Here is a 17,731-nt window from a genome sequence, read left to right on the forward strand (position 1 = left end):
CCGGGGCGAGTGGCGCGGGCGGCCCGGCGGCCGGGGCGAGTGGCGCGGGCGGCCCGACAGCGGGGGCAAGCGGCGCGGGCGGCTCAACGGCGGAGGCGAGCAGCGCGGGCGGCCCGGCGGCCGGGGCGAGTGGCGCGGGCGGCCCGACAGCGGGGGCAAGCGGCGCGGGCGGCTCAACGGCGGAGGCGGACGGCTCGGCGGAGGGGGCGAGTGGCGCGGGTGGGTTGGTGTCGGTCAGTTCGGTGCCCTTGACCTGGAGGCGGGACAGGTCTCGCGGCCAGTCGTCGAGCGGGACCGGCGGGTGCACCCGCACCTCGGCGGTGCGCACGGCGACGGTGATGCCGGGCAGGTCGAGCACCCTGCGCCACTCCGCGCCGCGCGCCCGGCGCACGACCTTCCTGATGCCGACGGTCTCCCAGGCGGCCACGGCCGGCGCCCACTCCCCCTCGCCGGTGGCCCGGGGATCGGTGAGCAGGGTCAGCACGGCCAGCGCGGCGGCCTCCAGCGCGTCGGTCCGCTGAGGGGGGTCGGCGCGCTCGATCCTGACCACGATCGGCAGCGCACGCTTGTCATGCTGTTCGGACTCGTTCACCATCCAAGGATGCCCTCCCCGCGAGCCGCACCGACATCATGGCCGCGACGAGGCACAGGAAGCCCGCGCCGTACCAGGCGGCGTCGTAGTTGCCGAGGTGGTCGCGGGTGAGGCCGGCGGCGGTGGCGGCGATCGCGGCGCCCACCTGGTGGGAGGCGAAGACCCAGCCGAAGACCACCGAGCCGTCGGGGCCGTAGATGCGCCGGCAGAGCGCGACGGTGGGCGGCACGGTGGCGACCCAGTCCAGGCCGTAGAAGATGATGAAGATCAGCATGCTCGGTTCGGCGGTCGCCGCGAACAGGCTGGGCAGGATCAGCAGCGAGATGCCGCGCAGCGCGTAGTAGGCGCCGAGCAGGATCCGCGAGTCGACGCGGTCGCTCAGCCAGCCCGAGGCGATCGTGCCGACGATGTCGAAGACGCCGACCAGGGCGAGCAGGCCCGCGGCCGTCGGCTCGGCCATGCCGTGGTCGTGCGCGGCGGGGATGAAGTGGGTGCCGACCAGGCCGTTCGTGCTCGCGCCGCAGATCGCGAAGCCGCCCGCGAGCAGCCAGAACGGCCTGGTGCGCGCGGCCCTCCCGAGCACCTTCACTGCCCTGGCGGCGGCGCCGCCCCGGGGCGGCGCCGGCCTCGGCGTGGCCGGGTCGGCGCCCAGCGCGGTGAGGCCGATCTCCTCGGGGCGGTCCCGCAGCAGTCCCCAGACGAACGGCGCCACGGCGAGCGCGGCGGCGGCGACGACCAGCGACGCCGTCCGCCAGCCCTGGTTCCCGGCCAGGGCGGCCAGCACCGGGAGGAAGACGAGCTGCCCCGCCGCGCCGCCCGCCGTGAGCACGCCGGTGACCAGGCCCCGGTGCCGGACGAACCAGCGGTCGGTGACGGTCGCCACGAAGGCCAGCGCCATCGAGCCGGTGCCCAGGCCGACGAGGACGCCCCAGCACAGGACGAGCTGCCAGCTCGCGGTCATGAAGACGGTGAGCCCGCTGCCCAAAGCCACCAGCAGCAGCGCGAAGCTCACCACGCGGCGCATGCCGAGACGGTCCATGAGCGCCGCCGCGAAGGGGGCGGTCACACCGTAGAGGAGCAGGTTGATCGAGACCGCCAGCGAGATGGTCCCGCTGGACCAGCCGAACTCGTCCTGGAGCGGTGTGATGAGCACGCCGGGGGTGGCCCGGAACCCGGCGCCGCCCACCAGTGCCACCAGGGCCACGGCGGCGACCAGCCAGGCGCGGTGCAGGCGCGGACGGGTGCGCCGGTTCTTGCCGTCGGCCGTCAAAGTCATGACGGCAATCATCACGATGACCGCCATGTCATGACGAGTGGCCCGATAGCCATTATGTGTAAGAATCCGGCCATGACACATCGTGTGGCGGTGCTCGCCCTCGACGAGGTCGCCGGGTTCGACCTCGGAGCCGGGCCGGAGATCCTCGACACGGCCAAGGACGCCACCGGCCGTCCACTCTACGAGCTGGCCGTCTGCACGCCCGGCGGGGCGCCGGTCCGGGTCTCGTCGGGGTACACGCTGGTGCCGGACCACGGGCTGGAGGTGCTGCGCGAGGCGGACACCGTGCTGCTGCCCGGCATCCACGGCGGCGCCGCGCTGCGCTCGGGCATCGTGACCGAGCCGGTGCTCGGCGCGCTGCGCGAGGCCGCCGGGCGGGCCAGGCTGGTGTCGATCTGCACGGCGGCCTTCGTGCTGGCCGGGGCGGGGCTGCTCGACGGCCGGCCGGCCACCACGCACTGGCGGCACGCGAACCGGTTCCGCCGGCTCTTCCCCCGGGTGCTGCTCGACCCGGAGGTGCTCTTCGTGGACGACGGCGACATCCTCACCGCCGCCGGGGTGGCCGCCGGCATCGACCTGTGCCTGCATCTCGTCCGCTCCGACCACGGCAGCGAGGTCGCCAACACCGCCGCGCGCCGCTGCGTCGTGGCGCCGTGGCGGGAGGGCGGCCAGGCGCAGTTCATCGAACGCCCGCTGCCCTGCGGCATGGACGCCAGCACCGGCGCCACCCGCGTCTGGATGCTGGAACGCCTGCACGAGCCCCTGGACCTCGCCACCCTGGCCGCGCACGCGCGGATGAGCGTGCGCACCTTCACCCGCCGCTTCCGCGAGGAGACCGGCCTCAGCCCGGCGCGCTGGCTCACCCAGCGGCGCGTCGACCACGCCCGCAAGCTGCTGGAGACCACCGCGCTGCCGGTGGACGAGGTGGCGCGACGCTCCGGCTTCGCCACCGCCGTCTCCCTCCGCCAGCACCTGCACGCCGCCGTCGGCGTCACCCCCCTCGCCTACCGCCGCACCTTCCGCGCGTCCACCCCCCTCGCGACCGCGGGAACCCGATGAGACCGCCGGGGCCTCCACGGCGGAGGCCGCGGAGAGGGGGCCCATGGCCTATCTGGACGTGACCAGTGAGGATCTGGCCAGGACGCGGTTCGGGCTGTCGCCGATGGCTCAGGTCGTCGGGGCGCTGACCGTGCTGGCGGGGCAGGCGCGGCAGCCGGGGGCGGCGATCTGGGCGCGCGGGGCCCGTGACCGCTACCGCGTGCTGCTGGCCGCCGACCCCGCCCTGCGCGCCCTGGACAGGCTGTTCGGCTTCACCGACTACCTCCCGGACTTCTTCTGCGTGCCGCCGGACCGCACGGATGTCACCTTCGCCGAGGAACTGGCCCAGGTCCGTCGCACGCCCCCCGAACGGGCACGCGCCGACCTGGAGCTGAGCCACCGCGACCGCCCCGTGGACCGGGCTCTGGCGGGGCAGGACGCGGCGGCGAGGGTCGCGGACGCGCTGGAGGCGGTGTGGGCCGCGCTGATCGCGCCGTCGTGGCCACGGGTGCGCGCGGTGCTGGAGCGCGACATCGTACGGCGGGCGGGGCAGCTCGCCGTGTACGGCTGGGCGCACACCTTCGAAGGGCTCGACGTGAAGATGCGGATGCGCCCGGACAGCCGGATCCACCTGGGGACGACCGGCGGGCCCTCGCACCGGCTCGGCGGGGTCGGCCTGGTCCTCATGCCCGGCGCCTTCGGCGGTGGCTGCGTCTACCTCGATCCGCCTCGCGCTTACGGACTGGTCTATCCGGCACGGGGTGTGGCCGCCCTGTGGGAGAGCGAACCGGTCGCCCCGGAGAGCCTGGGCGCGTTGCTCGGCAAGGGCCGCGCCGCCGTACTCGGGGCGCTCGACTCACCGGCCGCGACCACCCACCTGGCGGCCTGCCTCGGCATGACGATCGGCGGCGTCGGCGACCACCTGGCGGTCCTGCGCAGAGCCGGCCTGGTCTCCAAGGCCCGCAGCGGCCGCACGGTCCTCTACCGCCGCACCCCTCTCGGCGACGCCCTCATGGACGCCTCCTGACCCCACCCCCACAAGCGCCCCTCCTCCGAACCCCTGGGACACCCACACACGCTCTCCGGCAACCTGGCGCACAACCCCCTGTCGGTCCGGGCGCGGACGCACGCTCTGCCGAGGCGGCGACGCCCACGCGGGCAGGATCCCGCCACGGGCCGCGGGCTGAACCCCCGGGGTCAGGTGGTGACCTGGAGGACGAGTTTGCCCTGGTTGCGGCCCTGTTCGCCTTGGCGGTGGGCGGTGGCGGCCGCTGCCAGCGGGAAGACGTCGCTGACCTCGACGTCGAGTACGCCGTCGTCGACGAGGCGGGCGATGTGGGTGAGGGCGGAGCCGTCGGGTTCCACCAGGAAGGCGGTGGCGCGCAGCCCGCGCGACTCGGCCTCGGCGGTGAGCTCGGGAGCCGCGCCGGAGGGCACGGCGACGAGCAGGCCGCCGGGGCGCAGGACCTCCAGGGAGCGGGTGCTCGTGGCGTCGTGGGCGTCGCCGACGAGGTCGATGACGACGTCCACGTCACCGATCGCCTGCTCGAAGCGGGTCGTGGTGTAGTCGACGAGCTCGTCCGCGCCCAGTTTGCGCAGCCAGTCGTGCTTGGCGGCCCGGGCCGTGCCGATGACGTGCGCGCCCAGGTGCTTGGCGATCTGCACGGCGAAGTGGCCCACGCCGCCGGCCGCGGCGTGCACGAGGACCCGCTGCCCGGATTCGACGTGGGCGGTGTCGACGAGCGTCTGCCAGGCGGTCAGCACGGCCAGCGGCACGCCGCCGGCGCGGACGTGGTCCAGCGAGGCCGGTTTACGGGCGAACTGCCGCGCGGGCGCGGTCACGTACTCCGCGTAGGCCCCGGCCTGCCTCGGGAACCACGGCATGCCGTACACCTCGTCCCCGGGCGCGAGGGTGGTCACGCCGAAGCCCGCCTCCTCGACGACGCCGGAGACGTCCCAGCCCAGGATGAAGGGCGGCTCACCCAGCACGTGGGCCATGCCGCCGCCGGAGCGGGTCTTCCAGTCGACCGGGTTCACCCCGGCGGCGTGCACCCGCACCAGCACCTCGGTCGGCAGCGGCTGCGGCTTCGGCACCTCGGTGAGGCGCAGCACCTCAGGGCCGCCGAGGGCGTCCTGGGTCACGGCGCGCATGGTGGATGCGGACATGTCGATCTCCTTGACCTTGCCGTTCTCGGTGTTCTTCCTGATCAGCTGGAAGCTACCCGAAGAGTGGTAGTAACTATCAAGGGCGACTACTATCCGTTGGGAAGTGAAAAGCGAGGGAGGCCGCGCGATGACGATGGAGTGCGCCACGGGAAAGCACGACCCCCACGACGTCTACGCAGCCCAGTGCCCGTGCCGGGAGGTGCTCGACCTGCTGGCGAACAAGTGGTCGGCGCTGGCGATCGGCGCCATGGAGGAGGGGCCGCAGCGGTTCGGCCACCTCCAGCGGCGGTTGCAGGGGGTCAGCCCGAAGGTGCTCACCCAGACCCTGCGCCGGTTGGAGAGCGCCGGGTTCGTGGCGCGCACGATCTACCCGGCGGTCCCCCTGCACGTCGAGTACGCCCTCACCGGCCTCGGCCGCAGCGTCGCGATCCCGCTCGCCGGGCTGCGCGCCTGGGTCGAGGACCACCTGGACGAGATCCAGCCGGTGTCATGACGCGACGACGCCCCGGATCACCGCCGTGACCAGGGGCACGTCGAACTCGCCCTCGGCCGTCTCCGGGAGCGACCGCAGATAGGACGTGATCCGCCCGTCCAGGGCGGACCGGTCGGCCTCGGGGAGCAGCAGCACCTGGGAGTGGGTGGCGATCGTCGCGACCAGGGACTCCGCCGTCCTGCGGTGGGCGTGCGGGAAGGCGGCGTGCTCGATCGCCGGGAAGCGCGGCATGGCCAGGTCGAAGCCCTCGGGGCTCCAGTCGCGGAAGGTGCGGATGCTGCGGTCCGACACCCGCGACAGCTCGGCCACCCACGGGACGCGGTCGTCGTGGGTGTTCCACAGCCCGGCGAGGACGCCTCCCGGGGTGAGCACCCTGGCCATCTCGGGGGCGGCGCGGTCGAGGTCGAACCAGTGCATCGCCTGCCCGACCAGGATGGCGTCGACCGAGCCGTCGGGCAGCGGGATCTCCTCGGCCGAGCCGCCGAGCGCGCGCACCTCCGGCAGCCACCGGCGTAGCTCGCCGAGCATCGCCGGGTCCGGCTCCACCGCGACGACCTCGCCCGCGTGCCGCAGCAGCGCCTCGGTCAGCTTCCCCGTCCCGGCCCCCAGGTCCAGCACCCGCAACGGCGACCGCCCGGCGACCGGCTCCAGGGCCCAGAGCACCGCCGCGTCGGGATAGTCGGGCCGCGACTCGGCGTAGAGCGCCGCCTCCTGCCCGAAGGAGGAGGCGTGCGATTGGAAGGTGTCGGGGGAAATGTCACGATGCATGCCGAAGTCGCTCACACGCCCAAGATAGACCCGCGACTTCGGCCCCCAAGAGGTGGAGCTATGGGGATTCGAACCCCAGACCTCCTCCATGCCATGGAGGCGCGCTACCAACTGCGCCATAGCCCCTTGGTGTGCCCGCCCCCGGCGTACGCCCGGGCGGCACGACGCCAGTGTATAGGACTCCGGGCACATGGCCGTAACCGTTTGATCAGCCACCCCGTATACAGATGCATGATGCGACCGGCCTGCTACCTTGCGTGTCCGTGAGAGAGTCGCGCCGCCTGTCGTCGCGACCCATAAAGCCGGAAAAAGCCGGAATGTCCGGACTGGAAGAGGAGCATTACCCATGGGGCGCCGAGAACGGAACGTGGGCTCCGCCTTCGACACCAGCGACATGGATCATGACGGCTTCCTGGACAAGGACGACATGGCGACGGTGGCGTCGATGCTGTGTTACCGGCTCGGGTTCTCCGTCCCCGCCCGGGAGAGTCGGCTGATCCACAACGGGTACGCCACGGCCTGGGAGAACGCGATCACGCTGATCGACGGCGACCGGCACGGGCGGATCGCCAGGAAGCAGTACGTCGGGTACGCGTTGCAGCCGGGGCTGGACCGGATGGCGTTCGTCGCGTCGGTGGTCTGGCCGATCACCGACGCCCTGTGGGACGCGATGGACCGGGACGGCGACGAGCACCTCGACCGTGCCGAGTACCAGCAGCTGTGGGCGGCGTTCGACGTCGAGGGGCGGGCCGCGCGGCGGGCGTTCGACCTGCTCGACGTCAACCGCGACGGCCGCCTGTCCAAGGACGAGTTCGCCCAGGCGATGTACGACTTCTACTACCGCCGCGAGGTGCGCGGAGGACCGCCGATCCTGGGCGAGGGCACCCGCTAGAACACCTCGCCGATCCTGGACGGGGCACCTCGCCGATCCCGGACGGGGGCACCCGTCAGGACGCCTCGCCGGCCCGCCGGATGAGCTCGGCCAGTTCGGTGACCGCCGGGTCCCCGGTCTCGGCGGCCAGTCTGTCCGCGTGGCCGGCCAGCTCGTCCAGCCGCCACGGCCGCTCGCCCGCGTCCCCGCGGAGGTGTCCGGCGAACGTCGCGGCGACGGCGGCCACCTGGAGCCGGGCGGGGGCCTCCCGCCACAGCGACCCGGCCAGCGCCCCGGTGTCCGCCGACTCGCTGATCTCGGCCGGCTGCCGGGTGTCGGGGTCCTGCCAGCGGACCGAGGCCATCGCCACCTGCCCGCGCGCGCCGGGGCGCAGTGTGACCCGGTAGAGCGCGGTCACCGAGTGACCGGGGCCGATCTCGCCGCCGTCCACCGCGTCCTCGCGGAACTCCTCGTCGGCCAGCGCGCGGTTCTCGTAGCCGAGCAGCCGGGCGGACTCCACCACGGAGGGGTTGAAGACGACCTGCGCCTTGGCGTCGCGGGCGCGCAGTTCGAGGTGGGTGGTGAGCCGGTCGCCGAACACCTCGCGCGCCTGCTCCTCGGAGCTGACGTAGACCGCCGCGCCGTCGCCGTTGTCGGCCAGCCGTTCCATCAGTTCGTCGCCGTACTCCCGGCCGACGCCCACGCACAGCAGGGTGATCTTCCGCCCGGCGTGCTCCTCGACCTGGTCGAGAATGGCCTGCCAGGCGGTCACCCCCGTGTTGGCGAGGCCGTCGGACAGCAGGACGACCCGGTTCGTGGCGATGTCACGCCGGGCGCGGGACGCCTCCCGGTAGCCGGCGGTGAGCCCGGCGGCGAGGTCGGTCGAGGCTTCCACGGCGAGACCGTCGATCGCCTCGTGCAGGGCGGCCCGGGAGCCCGCCGGGGTCATCGGGGCGACCACCCTGGCCTCGTCGCTGAACGCCACGATCGAGACCTGGTCGCCCGGCGCGAGCCGGTCCACCAGCCGGTGCAGGGCCGACCTGACGAGGTCGAGGCGGCCCGGCTCGGCCATGGAGCCGGAGACGTCCACGACGAAGGTGAGGCTGACCGGCCGCCGCGCCGCCTCGCCCGCCGACCGCGTCTGCAGCCCGACCCGGAGCAGCGCCACGTCGTTCTCCGGCATCCGGGCGCCGTCCACGTGCACCGCGAACTCGTCGCCCTCCGGCTCGGCGTAGTCCTGCCGGAACGCGTTGACGAACTCCTCCACCCGCACAGCGCCGGGATCGGGCCGCCGCCCCTCCTGGAGGGTACGGCGGGCGTAGCCGTACGACGCGGTGTCCACGTCCAGGGCGAACGTGGAGATCTGCGCCGAGTCGGGTCCGTCGCCGGACACGGCGCCGGGCGCCTCCTGGGCGGCGGGCTTGCCCGGGCTCCCCCGGTCGTGCTCCCCCGCCCCGCCGCCGCACGCCGCCAGCAGCAGGAGCGTCGCGGCCGCGAACACGATCACGAGTGGACGTGACGTCACGATGTCGCCTCCAGGGGTTCGGCGTCATCTCGTTCGACGACGGCCCGGCCGGCTCCGCCGGGTCCTTCACCCAAGCGAACGCATACCGTGCCCGGTCCGTGACCGCTCACCTCCGGGGGCGCTTGAGCGCTGCGCGATCGGGCAACTCTTCTCCGTGACCCCCCGCAACGTCCCACAGGAGGGGAACACATGCTCGTTCAACCCGATCCCACCTTCTACCCCTCGCCTCGCGAGGCGATGCGCGGGCCGCGCGAGCGACTGGCCTACGTCGCCCTGCTGGATGCGGGAGGCGGCGGGCGGCCCGACGGACTGGCCACGGTCGACCTCGACCCGGACTCCCCGGGCTACGGCACGATCGTGCACGTGCACGACGCCTCCGTACCCGGTGACGAGTTCCACCACTTCGGCTGGAACGTGTGCAGCGCCGCCCTGTGCCCCTACGCCCCGCACCCGCACGTGGAGCGGCGTTACCTCGTCGTGCCGGGCCTGCGCTCCTCGCGGATCTACGTCTTCGACGTCAAGGACGATCCCAGGACACCCAAGCTGGTCAAGACGATCGAGCCGGAGACGGTGATCGAGCGGACCGGGTACAGCCGCCCGCACACCGTGCACTGCGGCACCGACGCGATCTACGTCAGCGCGCTCGGCGACGCGGACGGCGACGCCCCGGGCGGCGTGTTCATGCTCGACCACGACACCTTCGAGCCGCTCGGCCGCTGGGAGGTGGACCGGGGGCCGCAGCGGCTGCACTACGACTTCTGGTGGCACCTCGGGCACGACACGATGCTCACCAGCGAGTGGGGCACCCCGAACATGATCGAGGCGGGCCCCGACCTCGACCTGCTGGTCAACCGGCGGTACGGCCACCGGCTGCACGTCTGGGACCTGCGCAGACGCGTGCACCTCCAGGAGATCGACCTCGGCGACGAGCACCAGATGGCCCTGGAGCTGCGCCCGGCGCACGACCCGACGAAGACGTACGGCTTCGTCAACACCGTGATCAACGCCGAGGACCTGTCGGCGAGCGTCTTCACCTGGTACCTCGACGACGGCGTCTGGCGGGCGAAGAAGACCGTCACCGTCCCGGCCGAGCCCGCCCCGCCCGACCTGCTGCCCGAGCCGCTCAGGCAGTTCGGCGCCGTGCCGCCGCTGGTCACCGACATCTCCCTGACGCTGGACGACAGGTTCCTGCTGATCTCCGCGTGGGGCACCGGCGAACTGCTGGCCTACGACGTCTCCGATCCGTTCCATCCCAAAAAGACCGGGTCGGTGCGGCTCGGCGGCATCGCCGGCCGCGCCGCGCACCCGGCCGTGCCCGGCCGCCCGCTGAACGGCGGGCCGCAGATGGTGGAGACCAGCCGCGACGGCCGGCGGGCCTACTTCACCAACTCGCTCTACCGCACCTGGGACGAGGTGTTCTACCCGAGCGGCATCTCCGGCTGGATGGTGCGGGCCGACCTCGGCGAGGACGGCTCGCTCGCCCTCGATCCCGCGTTCTTCGTGGACTTCGCCGCCGACGGCCGCCGCGCCCACCAGATCCGCCTGCAGGGCGGCGACGCCTCCTCCGACTCCTACTGCTTCCCGTGACCTGGGACCTGACGTCGTTACTGCTCCTGGCCGGGCTCGGCGCCTTCCACGGGCTGAACCCGGCCATGGGCTGGCTCTTCGCCGTCGCCCTCGGGTTGCAGGAGCGCTCCCGGGCCGCCGTGCTGCGCGCGCTGCCCCCGATCGTGCTCGGCCACGCCGGATCTGTGCTGGTCACGCTGGGCCTGGTCACCCTCGCCCGGCTGGCCGTGCCGCCGCGCCCGGTCGCCTACGCGGTCGCCGCCCTGGTCTGCGGCTTCGGGGTCCACAAGCTGCTGCGGCGGCGGCACCCGCGCTGGGTGGGCATGCGGGTGACCTCCCGCCAACTCGCCGGTTGGTCGTTCCTGATGGCCTCCGCGCACGGCGCCGGGCTCATGCTGCTCCCGGTCACCCTGCGCGCCGGCGACACCGCCGCGCTCGCCCTCACCACGGAGGCGGTGACGGCCACCGCCGTGCACACGGCCGCCATGCTGGCCGTGATGACCCTGCTGGCCGTGATCGTCTACGAGCGGCTCGGCGTGGCCGTCCTGCGTAAGGCGTGGTTCAACCTCGACCTCGTCTGGGCGGTCGCCCTGATCGTCGCCGGCGGGGCACTGGCCCTGACCGCGTGAACCATTACGGGGTAGGACACGTCTTAGGGCTATGCGCCCGTACCTCGCCGCGGTGGTACTCGCCGCGGCCCTCACCGCCTGTGCCCCGTTCACCGAGGATGGAGGATCACGCGTGCTGACCGCAGAAGGAGTGAGCAGGCAGACCCCGGCCGACGCCCCCGTCGAGGAGGCCGTGCGCGGCCTGACCGCCTTCGGCCACTCCCTGTACACCGCGAACGCCGGACCGCTCGCCAACACGGTGCTCTCGCCGCTGAGCGTCGGGGTCGCCTACGGCATGGCCCGGGCCGGCGCGGGAGCCTCCGCCGGCGCGGAGCTGGACCGGGTGTTCGGCTTCCCCGCCGCCGGCCCGCACACCGCGTTCAACACGATCACCAGGCGGATCGTCACCATCGAGGAGGGCACGCCGCCACCGCCGCCCGGCCAGGAGACCCGCGGGGACGGCAGCGGACCGCCCGCGCCGCCGGTCGTCGGCCTGGCCCACGGCCTGTTCGCCCAGGACGGCCTGCCGGTCAAACAGGACTTCCTGCGCACGGTCACCGCGCAGTACGGCACCGGGGTGCACACCGTCGACTTCGGAGCCGAGGCCGCCGACGAGATCAACGCGTGGACCGACCGGCAGACCGCCGGCCGGATCACGAAGCTCTTCGAACGGCTACCGGCGAACACCCGGCTCGTCCTCGCCAACGCCCTCTACCTCAAGGCCGACTGGGAGCACCCGCTCGTCTCGGGATCCTCTCCCGGGCCCGGCGTCTTCACCCGCGCGGACGGCACGACCACGCGGGTCGAGCTGATCGGCGACGTGGGGGCCAGGCGCTACGCCGAGGGCGCGGGCTGGCAGGCGGTGGAGCTGCGTTACGCGGGCGGCGAACTGGCCATGTGGCTGCTGCTCCCCCGGGCCGGCGGCACACCCGGCGACCTGCTGACCCCGGCGACGTTCGCCCAGGTCGCGGACGGCCTGCGGCAGACCGTCGTCGCCCTGGCGATACCCCGCTGGGACTTCGCCACCGACATCGACCTCGGGACGTCCGTGCTGCGGCCAGGCGCCGACTTCTCCGGCATCGCCGACGGCCTCACCCTCGACCAGGCCGTGCACCGGGCGAACATCTCGGTGGACGAGTGGGGCACCGAGGCGGCGGCGGTCACCGGGCTGGCGTTCCCCGTCTCGGCGGGCCCCAGCGCCGAGGCGACCTTCCGGGCCGACCGCCCCTTCGCCTTCGCCGTCGTGCACACGGAGACCCGGACGCCGCTGTTCATCGGGCAGGTGGCCGACCCGTCCAGGTGAGGGTCAGGCCACCGGCCGCAGCACGAAGACGCCCCACCCCATGTGCTGCCTGCCGTAACGCAGGTGGTACCGGCGGGAGCGGTCGAGCATGTCGCGCAGCGCCCCGGCGTCCGGGTCGCCGGGGTTGGCCGCCAGCCAGTCGCTCATGGTCCACCACTGGCCGGCGACATAACGGTCCCAGCTGTCGTGGTCGGCCAGCACCATCTCCAGCAGCTCGACCCCGGCGGCGTCGAACCGGTCCAGCGTGTCCCCCAGCGTCCCGAAGTCCTCCCGGCGGAAGCCCAGCATCTCGGCGGCCCCGGGAGGCGGCTCGGAGATCCAGTACGGCTCGCCGACCAGCAGGATGCCGCCCGGTTCCACCTTGGGCAGCATCAGCTCGATCGTGCCTCGCAGGCCGCCGCCGATCCAGGTGGCCCCGACGCAGGACACGACGTCGAACCGGCCGGCGCACGTGCGCAGGTAGGCCGCCGCCTCGCCGTGCTCGAACCTGACCCTGTCCTGGACCGCCAGCTCCGCCGCCCTGGCCCGCGCCGCGGTCAGGAAGACCTCGCTCAGATCGACGCCGACGCCCTCCACACCGTGCCGGTCGGCCCACCGGCACAGCATCTCCCCCTTCCCGCAGGCCAGGTCGAGCTGCCGCGTCCCCGGCCGCAGCCGCGCGACCTCTCCCAGCAGCTCCAGCTTGTCGTCGGTGAACGGGTTGAGGATGCGGTTCCGGCCTTCCGCGATCTCATGCAGGCGTAGCGACATGCGGCCATCCTCACCACTCCGCCACCCGCCCACCAACCGGTTTTCCCCGCCTCGCCGGGCCCGGTCGGCGGTGGGAGGGTGCGGTCGCGGTCGCCTGGGGCATAGGGGTGGGCGGGCCGTCCGCGCGGGGTCGCCGGAGCGCGGGCGACGGGGAAGGGAGCCGTCGATGACCGAGACAGGACTGACGTATCCGGAGGCGGGCGCCACCCGCGAGCCTCCGCTGCCGCCCGGCTACCACCACCTGCGCCACCGCGCCCGGCTGTCGCACGGTTCGCTGCCCCGCGCCGCCGAGGAGCTGCTGACCTGGCGGGTGCACGCCCGGCTCGGCCTGCGCCCGGTCGCCTCCGCGCCGCGCGCCGCCCCCGGCGTGACCGTCGTCTGCCGCCTCGGCCCGCTGCGCATCCCGTGCCGGGTGGTGTGGACGGTCGAGGAGGACCGGCGGGCCGGCTTCGCGTACGGCACGCTGCCCGGCCACCCGGAGATCGGCGAGGAGTCCTTCATGGTGGAGCGGGACGCCGGCGGCACGCTGTGGTTCACCCTCACCGCCTTCTCCCGCCCGGCCCGCCTCCCCCGCCTGACCGGCCCGGCCGCGGCGATCGGCCAGCACCTCTTCGCCCGCCTCTACACCCTCTCCCTCAGATACGGCCTGCGCCGTTGACCCCGCCACCCGGTGCTTGCCCCGGCGGGCGGGGCGGGGCATCGTGGGGGCCGGGAGGGGAGGGTGCCGTGGCGGGTTGGCTCTGGCGGGCGGCGGCGGCCGCCGGCGGGGTGGCGATCCTCATCGTCGGGATGGCCTGGGCGTTCCAGCGCAAGCTGATCTACCTGCCGGACCACGGTGCCGTGCCGCCGGCCGCGTCGGTACTCCCCGGGGCGCGGGACGTCACGCTGACCACCCGCGACGGGCTGCGCCTCGCCGCCTGGACCGTGCCCGCGGCCGAGCCGCGGCGCGGCGTGTGGGTGCTGGTCGCGGGCGGCAACGCGGGCAACCGGGCCGGGCGGGCGCCGCTGGCCAAGGTGCTCGCCGAGCGGGGTCTCGACGTGCTGCTGATGGACTACCGCGGCTATGGGGGCAACGAGGGGGCGCCGGACGAGGCGGGACTCGCCCTGGACGTCCGCGCGGCGCGCGAGCACCTGCTGCGCACCGGCGAGCCGGTCATCTACTTCGGCGAGAGCCTGGGCGCCGCCGTGGTGACCGAGCTGGCCGCCGAGCATCCGCCGGACGCGCTGCTGCTGCGCTCGCCGTTCACCGACCTCGCCGACGCCGGGCAGGCGAACTATCCCTTCCTGCCGGTCCGCCCGCTGCTCGGCGAGCGCTACCCGCTCGCCGAGCTGATCACCCGGGTCCGGGTGCCCACCACGATCCTGTACGGCACCCGCGACCGCACGGTGCCCGCCGCTCTCAGCCGCGCGGTGGTGGCCGCCGCGCGAACCGCCGGCGGCCGGGTCAGGGCGATCGAGATCGAGGGCGCCGGGCACAACGACGTCGCCTTCGTCTACGGCAGGGAACTCGTCGAAGCGGTCACCGACCTGGCCGACGAGATCACCTGACCTCGCTCTCCGGCCCGTCCACGAGCAGGGCGAGGGCTTCGGCGCGGGTGAGGGCGGCGCCCCGGTCGCAGGCGGCGTCGTAGGCGGGGCCGCCGAGGAGCTCGCGGGCCCGGGCGGACTCCCGTGCCACATCCGGGCCGGGGCTGATGACGCTGCCGCGCAGCGCGCGCCCCGCGCCGAACAGGAAGGCGGCCCGCTCCGGCCGCCCGGCCAGCACCGCGACGCCGGCCAGCGCCTCGGCCGCCTCGGCCGCCACGGGGAAGCTGGGGTTGCGCACGGCGGCGGCGAGGCCGCGCAGGCACATCGCCCGCGCGGCGCCGGCGTCCCCCTCGGCGGCGGCGATCCGGCCCAGCGTGATGTAAAGCTCCGCCTCCATCTCGTCCATGCCGAAGGACAGCCCCGGCACCAGCGCCAGCCCCGCCTCGGCCAGCCGCCGGGCGCCCGCGAGGTCGCCGCGCAGCCGCGCCGCGTCGCCCAGCCCGCGGGACGCCCTGGCCAGCGCGTTCGGCAACGCCGTACGGCGGGCCAGCTCGGCGGCCCGGCCGAACTCCGCCTCCGCCTCGGCGAGGCGCCCGGCGCGCAGCAGCACCTGGGCCCGCGAGCAGATGATCTCGGGCGTGTCCTCACGGGCGCCGAGCTGCTCGATCAGCATGAGCGCCTCCTCCGACAGCGCGAGCGCCCGGTCGAGGTCGCCGCGCCAGTCGGCCAGCTTGGCGAGCTCGCCGAGGGTGGTCGCCATCCCCCAGCGCTCGCCGCAGGACCGGAACGCCGCCAGCGCCACGAGATACTCCTCCTCGGCCGCCGCGGCCCGCGCGTGCGCGTAGAGCATCTGGAACGCCATCCCCAGGTGGTAGACGGCCCTGACCCACGGGCCGCCGCTGTTCTCCAGCAGCCTCCGCATGTCCGGGTCGCCGAGGTCGTCGTCCTTCGGCAGCCCCATGAACGTCGCCCACAGCAGCAGCAGGAACGGATGTCTGAGCGGCAACGCCAGCCCCACGAAGATCTCGGCCACCCGCCGCCTGCGCGCCTCGCGGTCGTCGCCGCCGGCGCCCGTCACGTAGGCGGTCAGCATGCACAGCACGTACTCCTCGTGCCGGCCGGCGGGTGGCACGGGACCGATGAGCGTGAGCAGCGCGGCGGCCAGCGGGGCGGCGTCGCTGCGCTGCCCGCGCAGCCACCAGTACGGCGACAGCGCGGCGACGAGCCGCAGCCCGGCGACCGCGTCCCCGGCGTGCACGGTCCAGCGCAGCGCGGCGTAGAGGTTGTCGTGCTCGTCGGCGAGCCGCGCCAGCCAGGCGAGCTGCTCCCCGCCGCACAGGTACGGCGACGCCTCCTCGGCCAGGCGCAGGTAGTGCTCCGCGTGGTCGTGCCGCAGCCGCTCCTCCTCACCCGCCTCGGCCAGCCGTTCCGCGCAGAAGGCCCGGATCGTCTCCAGCATCCGGTACCGCGGCCCGGCCGCCTCCACCAGCGACTTGTCCACCAGGCTGGACAGCAGCTCGACCACGTCGCCCTCCGGCAGGCCGCAGACCCGGGCCGCACCCTCCAGGGTGACCCCGCCGGCGAAGACGGTCAGCCTCCTGGCCAGCGTCTGCTCCGCCTCGTCCAGCAGGTCCCAGCTCCACGCCACGACCGCGCGCAACGTCTGGTGCCTGGGCTGCGCCGTACGGCTGCCGCGGGACAGCAGCAGGAAGCGGTCGGCCAGCCGGTCGGCCACCTCCGTCACCGGCAGCGAGCGCAGCCGCGCGGCGGCCAGCTCGATCGCCAGCGGCAGGCCGTCCAGGGTGCGGCAGATCCGCACCACCGCGTCGAGGGTGTCCTCGGCGACCTCGAAGTCCGGCCGCACGGCCGCGCCGCGGTCGGCGAAGAGCTGGACCGACGGGCAGGCGCGGGCCTGGACGAGCTCCGCGCCCTGCGGGGGCAGCGACAGCGGCGGCACCGGGCACAGCGTCTCCCCGGTGATGCCGAGGGCCTCGCGGCTGGTCGCCAGGACGGTGAGCCCGGCGCACGCGCCGAGGAGCCGGTCGGCCAGCCGTGCCACGTCGTCCACGAGATGCTCGCAGTTGTCCAGGACGAGCAGGGTCCTCCGCTCCGCGAGCGCGGCGGCCACCCGGTCGGTGATGTCGGCGGGAGCAGCCTCGGGGCCGAGCGGCTGGAGCCCGGACTCGCGCAGGCCGAGCGCGGCCAGCACGGCCCGCGGGATCTCCCGGCCCTCGGTGAGCGACGCCAGCGGGACGTAGCAGACCTCGTCCGCCGTCCGGGTCACGGCTTCGATGGCGAGCCTGCTCTTGCCGGCGCCGCCGGGACCGGTGAGCGTGACGAGACGGGTCTCCTGGAGGAGTTTGCCGAGGCGTTCCAGCTCTTCGGCCCTGCCGACGAAGCTGGTGAACTGGCGGGGCGGCGCCGGCCGTACCGGCTGCGCGGGCGGCGGGGCGGTCTCGGCGGGGGTGAGGGGGCCGGGGGCGGCGCGGAGGACGGCGAGGTGGACGCGCGCCAGCTCCGGGGAGGGGTCGGCGCCGAGCTCCTCGGCCAGCACCCGCCGGGCGTCCTCGAAGACCGCCAGCGCCTCGCCCTGGCGGCCCTCCGCGTGCAGCGCGCGCATCAGCTGGCCGCGTAACCGCTCGCGCAGCGGGTGGGCGGCGACGAGGTCGCGCAGCTCGGCGACCGGCCGGTGCCCGCCGAGTCCCAGCTCGGCCTCGACGCGGTCCTCGACGGCGGCGAGGCGCAGCTCCGCCAGCCGCGCCGCCTGCCCCGCGGCGAACGGCGCGTCGCGGACGTCGGCGAGCGCCGGCCCGCGCCACAGGGCGAGCGCGTCGCGCAGCGTGCCGGCGGCGAGACCGTGGTCGCCGGCGGCGAGCGCCCGGCGGCCCTCGGCCGCGAGCCGCTCGAACCGGTGCGCGTCCACGGCCTGCGGCTCGATCGCCAGCCGGTAACCGGCGGGGTGGAACTCCACGACCGCCCCGGCGAGGGGGCGGAGCGTCTGGCGGAGCCGGGAGACGTGCGACTGCAGGGCGTTGGTCGCGCCACCCGGCGGTTCGTCGCCGTAGAGGCCGTCGATCAGCCGCTCGGCGGTGACGATCCGCCCGGCGTCGAGCAGCAGCAGCGCGAGCAGGGACCGGGCCCTGGGACCGCCGAGCGCGAGGGGACGCCCGTCGTCGAACAGCACCTCGGTGGCGCCCAGAATGCCGAACCGCATGCCCCGATTATCGCCCACCGCGCGCTCGGAACAT

General features: G+C 74.4%; 15 protein-coding genes, 1 tRNA gene and 1 pseudogene. 9 read left to right on the forward strand and 8 right to left on the reverse strand.

Annotation, left to right across the window (positions count from 1 at the left end):
- Both QSK26_RS40130 and QSK26_RS40135 read right to left on the reverse strand, forming a co-directional pair.
- A pseudogene (locus QSK26_RS40130) lies at positions 1–592 on the reverse strand (hypothetical protein); the annotation flags it as partial.
- The gene (locus tag QSK26_RS40135; protein ID WP_285780618.1) at positions 570–1,868 is read right to left on the reverse strand and encodes an MFS transporter; all 1,299 of its coding nucleotides are present in this window, start codon (positions 1,866–1,868) and stop codon (positions 570–572) included. The gene QSK26_RS40135 and the pseudogene QSK26_RS40130, both read right to left, overlap by 23 nt.
- Before the next feature lie 72 nt (positions 1,869–1,940).
- Between QSK26_RS40135 and QSK26_RS40140 the strand changes: the two genes are divergently transcribed.
- Both QSK26_RS40140 and QSK26_RS40145 read left to right on the forward strand, forming a co-directional pair.
- Positions 1,941–2,927: a GlxA family transcriptional regulator gene (locus QSK26_RS40140; protein ID WP_285780619.1), complete on the forward strand. Its 987-nt coding sequence runs from the start codon at positions 1,941–1,943 to the stop codon at positions 2,925–2,927.
- A 43-nt stretch (positions 2,928–2,970) separates the two neighbouring features.
- Positions 2,971–3,933 (forward strand): ArsR/SmtB family transcription factor, encoded by a 963-nt coding sequence (locus QSK26_RS40145; protein ID WP_285780620.1) that lies wholly within the window; start codon positions 2,971–2,973, stop codon positions 3,931–3,933.
- Positions 3,934–4,103: 170 nt separating this feature from the next.
- Here the strand turns inward: QSK26_RS40145 and QSK26_RS40150 are convergent, their stop codons facing one another.
- Positions 4,104–5,072, reverse strand: coding sequence for an NADP-dependent oxidoreductase (locus tag QSK26_RS40150; protein ID WP_285780621.1), 969 nt, complete (start codon positions 5,070–5,072; stop codon positions 4,104–4,106).
- Positions 5,073–5,175: 103 nt separating this feature from the next.
- Here QSK26_RS40150 and QSK26_RS40155 point away from each other — a divergent pair, with 103 nt between their 5' ends.
- Positions 5,176–5,565 (forward strand): winged helix-turn-helix transcriptional regulator, encoded by a 390-nt coding sequence (locus tag QSK26_RS40155; protein ID WP_285780622.1) that lies wholly within the window; start codon positions 5,176–5,178, stop codon positions 5,563–5,565.
- Here the strand turns inward: QSK26_RS40155 and QSK26_RS40160 are convergent.
- Positions 5,560–6,348 carry a class I SAM-dependent methyltransferase gene (locus QSK26_RS40160; RefSeq protein WP_285780623.1) on the reverse strand — a complete coding sequence of 263 codons (789 nt, stop codon included), beginning with the start codon at positions 6,346–6,348 and terminating at the stop codon, positions 5,560–5,562. The two genes, QSK26_RS40155 and QSK26_RS40160, sit on opposite strands and share 6 nt — an antisense overlap.
- Before the next feature lie 38 nt (positions 6,349–6,386).
- Positions 6,387–6,459, reverse strand: a tRNA-Ala gene (locus QSK26_RS40165).
- Positions 6,460–6,679: 220 nt separating this feature from the next.
- Between QSK26_RS40165 and QSK26_RS40170 the strand changes: the two genes are divergently transcribed.
- On the forward strand, positions 6,680–7,225 hold the full coding sequence (locus QSK26_RS40170; RefSeq protein ID WP_285780624.1) for an EF-hand domain-containing protein: 546 nt from the start codon (positions 6,680–6,682) through the stop codon (positions 7,223–7,225).
- A 55-nt stretch (positions 7,226–7,280) separates the two neighbouring features.
- Here QSK26_RS40170 and QSK26_RS40175 read toward each other — a convergent pair whose 3' ends face one another.
- Positions 7,281–8,729 (reverse strand): vWA domain-containing protein, encoded by a 1,449-nt coding sequence (locus QSK26_RS40175; protein ID WP_285780625.1) that lies wholly within the window; start codon positions 8,727–8,729, stop codon positions 7,281–7,283.
- A gap of 189 nt (positions 8,730–8,918) precedes the next feature.
- On the opposite strand from QSK26_RS40175, the gene QSK26_RS40180 reads away from it, so the two are divergent.
- The 3 genes from QSK26_RS40180 (at position 8,919) to QSK26_RS40190 (ending at position 12,206) form a co-directional block, all read left to right on the forward strand.
- Positions 8,919–10,316 carry a selenium-binding protein SBP56-related protein gene (locus QSK26_RS40180; RefSeq protein ID WP_285780626.1) on the forward strand — a complete coding sequence of 466 codons (1,398 nt, stop codon included), beginning with the start codon at positions 8,919–8,921 and terminating at the stop codon, positions 10,314–10,316.
- Positions 10,313–10,924: a hypothetical protein gene (locus QSK26_RS40185; protein WP_352244486.1), complete on the forward strand. Its 612-nt coding sequence runs from the start codon at positions 10,313–10,315 to the stop codon at positions 10,922–10,924. The genes QSK26_RS40180 and QSK26_RS40185 overlap by 4 nt, the downstream gene beginning before the upstream one ends.
- 112 nt (positions 10,925–11,036) lie before the next feature.
- Positions 11,037–12,206: a serpin family protein gene (locus tag QSK26_RS40190; RefSeq protein ID WP_285780627.1), complete on the forward strand. Its 1,170-nt coding sequence runs from the start codon at positions 11,037–11,039 to the stop codon at positions 12,204–12,206.
- Positions 12,207–12,209: 3 nt separating this feature from the next.
- Here QSK26_RS40190 and QSK26_RS40195 read toward each other — a convergent pair whose 3' ends face one another.
- Positions 12,210–12,956: an SAM-dependent methyltransferase gene (locus tag QSK26_RS40195; RefSeq protein ID WP_285780628.1), complete on the reverse strand. Its 747-nt coding sequence runs from the start codon at positions 12,954–12,956 to the stop codon at positions 12,210–12,212.
- A gap of 166 nt (positions 12,957–13,122) precedes the next feature.
- Between QSK26_RS40195 and QSK26_RS40200 the strand changes: the two genes are divergently transcribed.
- Together QSK26_RS40200 and QSK26_RS40205 are read left to right on the forward strand one after the other, a co-directional pair.
- Complete coding sequence (locus tag QSK26_RS40200) at positions 13,123–13,614, forward strand: DUF1990 domain-containing protein (protein ID WP_285780629.1); 492 nt, start codon at positions 13,123–13,125, stop codon at positions 13,612–13,614.
- Positions 13,615–13,682: 68 nt separating this feature from the next.
- Entirely contained in the window at positions 13,683–14,504 is an 822-nt protein-coding gene (locus QSK26_RS40205) for an alpha/beta hydrolase (RefSeq protein ID WP_285780630.1), read from the forward strand.
- On the opposite strand, the gene QSK26_RS40210 is transcribed toward QSK26_RS40205, so the two are convergent.
- The gene (locus tag QSK26_RS40210; RefSeq protein ID WP_285780631.1) at positions 14,497–17,697 is read right to left on the reverse strand and encodes an AfsR/SARP family transcriptional regulator; all 3,201 of its coding nucleotides are present in this window, start codon (positions 17,695–17,697) and stop codon (positions 14,497–14,499) included. The genes QSK26_RS40205 and QSK26_RS40210 overlap by 8 nt on opposite strands.
- Positions 17,698–17,731: the final 34 nt, after the last annotated feature.

The organism is Microtetraspora sp. NBRC 13810 (genome assembly GCF_030268685.1).
Classification (GTDB): Bacteria; Actinomycetota; Actinomycetes; order Streptosporangiales; family Streptosporangiaceae; genus BSRQ01.

What these genes read in the sequence shown, in the direction of transcription:
- QSK26_RS40135 (WP_285780618.1), bottom strand. Translation starts at nt 1,868, where the DNA reads ATGACTTTGACGGCCGACGGCAAGAACCGGCGCACCCGTCCGCGCCTG.
- QSK26_RS40140 (WP_285780619.1), top strand. Translation starts at nt 1,941, where the DNA reads ATGACACATCGTGTGGCGGTGCTCGCCCTCGACGAGGTCGCCGGGTTC.
- QSK26_RS40145 (WP_285780620.1), top strand. Translation starts at nt 2,971, where the DNA reads ATGGCCTATCTGGACGTGACCAGTGAGGATCTGGCCAGGACGCGGTTC.
- QSK26_RS40150 (WP_285780621.1), bottom strand. Translation starts at nt 5,072, where the DNA reads ATGTCCGCATCCACCATGCGCGCCGTGACCCAGGACGCCCTCGGCGGC.
- QSK26_RS40170 (WP_285780624.1), top strand. Translation starts at nt 6,680, where the DNA reads ATGGGGCGCCGAGAACGGAACGTGGGCTCCGCCTTCGACACCAGCGAC.
- QSK26_RS40180 (WP_285780626.1), top strand. Translation starts at nt 8,919, where the DNA reads ATGCTCGTTCAACCCGATCCCACCTTCTACCCCTCGCCTCGCGAGGCG.
- QSK26_RS40195 (WP_285780628.1), bottom strand. Translation starts at nt 12,956, where the DNA reads ATGTCGCTACGCCTGCATGAGATCGCGGAAGGCCGGAACCGCATCCTC.
- QSK26_RS40200 (WP_285780629.1), top strand. Translation starts at nt 13,123, where the DNA reads ATGACCGAGACAGGACTGACGTATCCGGAGGCGGGCGCCACCCGCGAG.
- QSK26_RS40210 (WP_285780631.1), bottom strand. Translation starts at nt 17,697, where the DNA reads ATGCGGTTCGGCATTCTGGGCGCCACCGAGGTGCTGTTCGACGACGGG.